The sequence below is a fragment of the Thermoflexus sp. genome, from assembly GCF_025055495.1.
Lineage (GTDB): Bacteria > Chloroflexota > Anaerolineae > Thermoflexales > Thermoflexaceae > Thermoflexus.
The window spans coordinates 1-3239 of the sequence record NZ_JANWXB010000199.1 but is presented as its reverse complement, the minus strand read 5'-3'; the positions used below and the strand labels follow the sequence as shown (position 1 = coordinate 3239).

Annotated in this window: 2 protein-coding genes; one reads left to right on the top strand and one right to left on the bottom strand. The window is 63.9% G+C overall.

Going from position 1 to position 3239, the window contains the following annotated elements; translation table 11 throughout:
- Positions 1–880: hypothetical protein (locus NZM16_RS06745; protein ID WP_295479494.1), on the top strand; the 880-nt coding region annotated here is incomplete at its 5' end.
- A 17-nt stretch (positions 881–897) separates the two neighbouring features.
- Here NZM16_RS06745 and NZM16_RS06740 read toward each other — a convergent pair.
- Positions 898–3072, bottom strand: coding sequence for a YfhO family protein (locus tag NZM16_RS06740; RefSeq protein WP_295479491.1), 2175 nt, complete (start codon positions 3070–3072; stop codon positions 898–900).
- Positions 3073–3239: the final 167 nt, after the last annotated feature.

Genomic DNA, 3239 nt, shown 5'->3' with positions numbered 1-3239 from the left:
AGAATCCGCCCTCCCGGACATCCCCCAGGAGATCCGGAAGGCGCTCCCCCGCCTGATGGAACGCCCTGCTGGTCGCCGGTATGGGATCTGGTTGGGGATTTACGCCGCGATTGCGGCGCTGGCCGATCCGGACGAAGGCCGGGGCGAGGCCACCGCCCTCGAAATCCTGCGGTATCTGCACGCCCGCTGGGAGGACTGGACGGGACGGGAGCGCATCTCCCTGGTGAGGGGATGGCGGTTAGCGGCCTATCGGCGCATCGATCGGGGACGATTAGACAGCCCGGGGCTTTCCGCCTTCTTCCGCGAACTGGCTCTGTGGCTGGCCGCCACCCACCCGCAGCGTAACGACCTGCGGCTCAGCTACGATGTCAACCAGCTGCTGCGCGCGATTGGGCACTGCGGCGACCTTCCCCCCGCACAGTGGCTCAAAGAATGGAGCGACGTTCAGCGCCGCCAGGAAGCCCTCATGCACATCCACCACGGGATGATCGAGCGCCTGCTCTGGCGCAGCCCTTTCCCCGACTGGGCCCTGCTTCATCATCGGGCGCAATCCGAGATCCCGCACCAGCGAACCTCCACCCCCGTGGGATCGTGGCGCTTCGCTTGGCGGACAGCGGCCAGGCAAAACGGAATCCATCCGGCGATGTGGGATCTGATCGCCCGGGATCCCCGTCTGTATGTGGAGGTGCTGGAGGGCCTAGTCGAGGGAGGGCCTCAATGGCTTCCGCCGCGAGTGCGCGATCGCATCGGGGAGATCTCCAAAGCTCATCTTCAGCGTCCGGGCTTGGACTCATACCTCCGATCCCGCATTCTTCAGCTTACGGAACAGATCCAGACGCCTCGCACGAAGGATCCGTTCGAGGACACCCCGGATGAGTAAGGCCCCCAGTCTCTCTTTTAGAAACGCCGGACGCCCTGGCCATGCCGCTGGCTCCAGAGGATCCCCCAGGCCATCGCGCCGAATAACCCGCCGATCCCTATAGCCGCCGTCGCCAGCCCCAGGATGAGGGAAGCAGGCTGGAAATCCATCACGAGGAGATGGGATCCCGGGGGAAGCAAAACGCCACGGAACGTGAAATTCACCCGATAAATGGGCGTCGGCTGGCCGTTCAGACGAGCTCGCCATCCCGGATAGAACACCTCACTGAAGACCAACAAGGCTGAGGCGTTCGTTTCCACCTTCAGCTTCAGCTGATTCGACTCATAGCGAAGCAACTCGATGTGGCCTTTCCCTTCCCCCTGAAGGAGAGGTCCGCGCTCTATCACAGCCACCTGCTCCGGAGCGAAGGAAGGATCCAGGATCCGGGGCAACGCCTCCGCCTGAGTTTCCACCACCTCCGTGCGGTAAACCAGCCAAGCTCGAGGAAGGGCTCCGGTGTGCAGATGAAGATCGATCTGGGGATCCTCGATAAACACCGGCCAGATCCCCTCCCCGCCCGGCGGCTGGCCCTTGGGGACCACAATATACTTCACTCCCAACATTCGATAGGCTGGCGCCGTGCGGTTCGGGATCATCCAGTAAAACGTGGAGAAGGCCCGGAGGTTCATAGGGTTCCCACTGCCCAGCGGCGTGTCCAAGCCAGCTATCTGCAACGCGTTCGGCGGCCATAGCGCCCAGGCAGCCGGATCGACGTCCACCCGGAACCATCCGGAATCCTCCTTCAGGAACGCGAGAGCCCTGGGGTGATCGAAGCCCTCGAACGGTGTGCGGCGCTCGAGCTCTGCGGTGGAGCTGACGATCAGATGCTCCCCCAGGAGGATCGCCAGGATCATCCAGCGACCGATGCGATAGGGGACCTGAAGGCTGGCCCATCCGCCCAGCAGTCCCGCCCCCGCCAGCGACAGGCCGAAGAAGGCCCGTTCCCGTGGAACACCGGCCGGGACGATGGCAAGCGTTGCGGGGATCGAGACGATAAACCCAGCAACGATGAGAAAGATGCCCAGCGGATTCCATCCGGATCGCCGGCTCTGCTCCATCCCCCAAGCGGCCAGGGCCGCCAGGGCGAAGCTGAATAGAAAGACGGCGCGAGCCGTTTTCCACGCCAGATCGAAAATCGGCAGAAGGGCAAGCGCCTGATAAAAGGGGGACGCACGGCCGAGGGCCAGACCCAGTCCCAGCCCGCCGAAGGCGAGCAGCAACCCGCCGGCACGCCCTGAAGGCGGTCGGAACGATCCCAAAACTGCCAGCCCCAGTGCTACGGCTCCGATAAACCCTGTCTCCACCCGATCTCTCGGGGACCACCACTCCGCCGCGTTTCGTCCGTGGATGAAGGGGGATAACAGATCCAGAAAATCTTCCGGGGCCAGCTCATAGCCTCGCCGCTGCTCTGGGGGGACCGCCGCCCGCTCGGTCATGGGCAACCGCTCCAGAGCGGGCATCCACATCGGGGCGGAAAGGGAGAACCCCAGCGCCACGGCCGCTGCCCCACGTGCCCAGCGCTGGAAGATGGATCCGGGGCCCGGTAGAAGCACGATCCATACCCCCACTCCCAGGAGGGCGTAAGAGATCATCTGACCGTGTCCGCTGAGGATCAGCAGGGCCACCGGAACGCCCCCTCGGAGCAACCGTTCGATGGGCCCAGGCGTTAGCGCTTGCTCCAGGCCCCACAGGGCCCATGGAAACCAGGCCATCGTGTCGCCGATCGGCGGGTGCCCGAGATGGACGATAAAGGGTGAGGAGAACATGTAAGCCAGGCTGCCAGCCAGCGCAGCGGGAGGAGAGACCCGAAGCCATCGGGATCGGGAGAGCAAGTGTAACATTCCCAGCCCGGCCCAAAGCGCGGGGATCATCGCCCGCCAGAGCACCGCCTCCGCCGGAAGCGGATCCAGGGCGAACAGAGGACCATTGAACGGGTTGAAAAGGCCGAACTGGCCTTCTGAGAAGATCGGATCCCCGCCCAGCAAGCGGGGATTCCAGAGCGGGAAACGCCCATAGCGAACCTCGGCGGCAATAAAAGCCCAGACCGGATAGAGCTGTCCCCAGAGATCGCCCCCGCCTTGAGGCAGATACAAGCTAGCACCGATGACCGGCCAGAAGAACAGGAGATGCGCCAGCGCGACCAGCGCACTCATCCGCGCCCGGGAACGCGCGCTTCTTCGCCGGTCCCACCGGGCTTGGAGCAAAAAGAGGGCCATAACGAAAAGATCAAAAATCAGCAACGTGGGACGCATTGAAGAATTATGGCAAGATCGGACTTACAGAAGGGGTCTTCGCCTAGGGAGGGTTTGGGGGTCGGGCG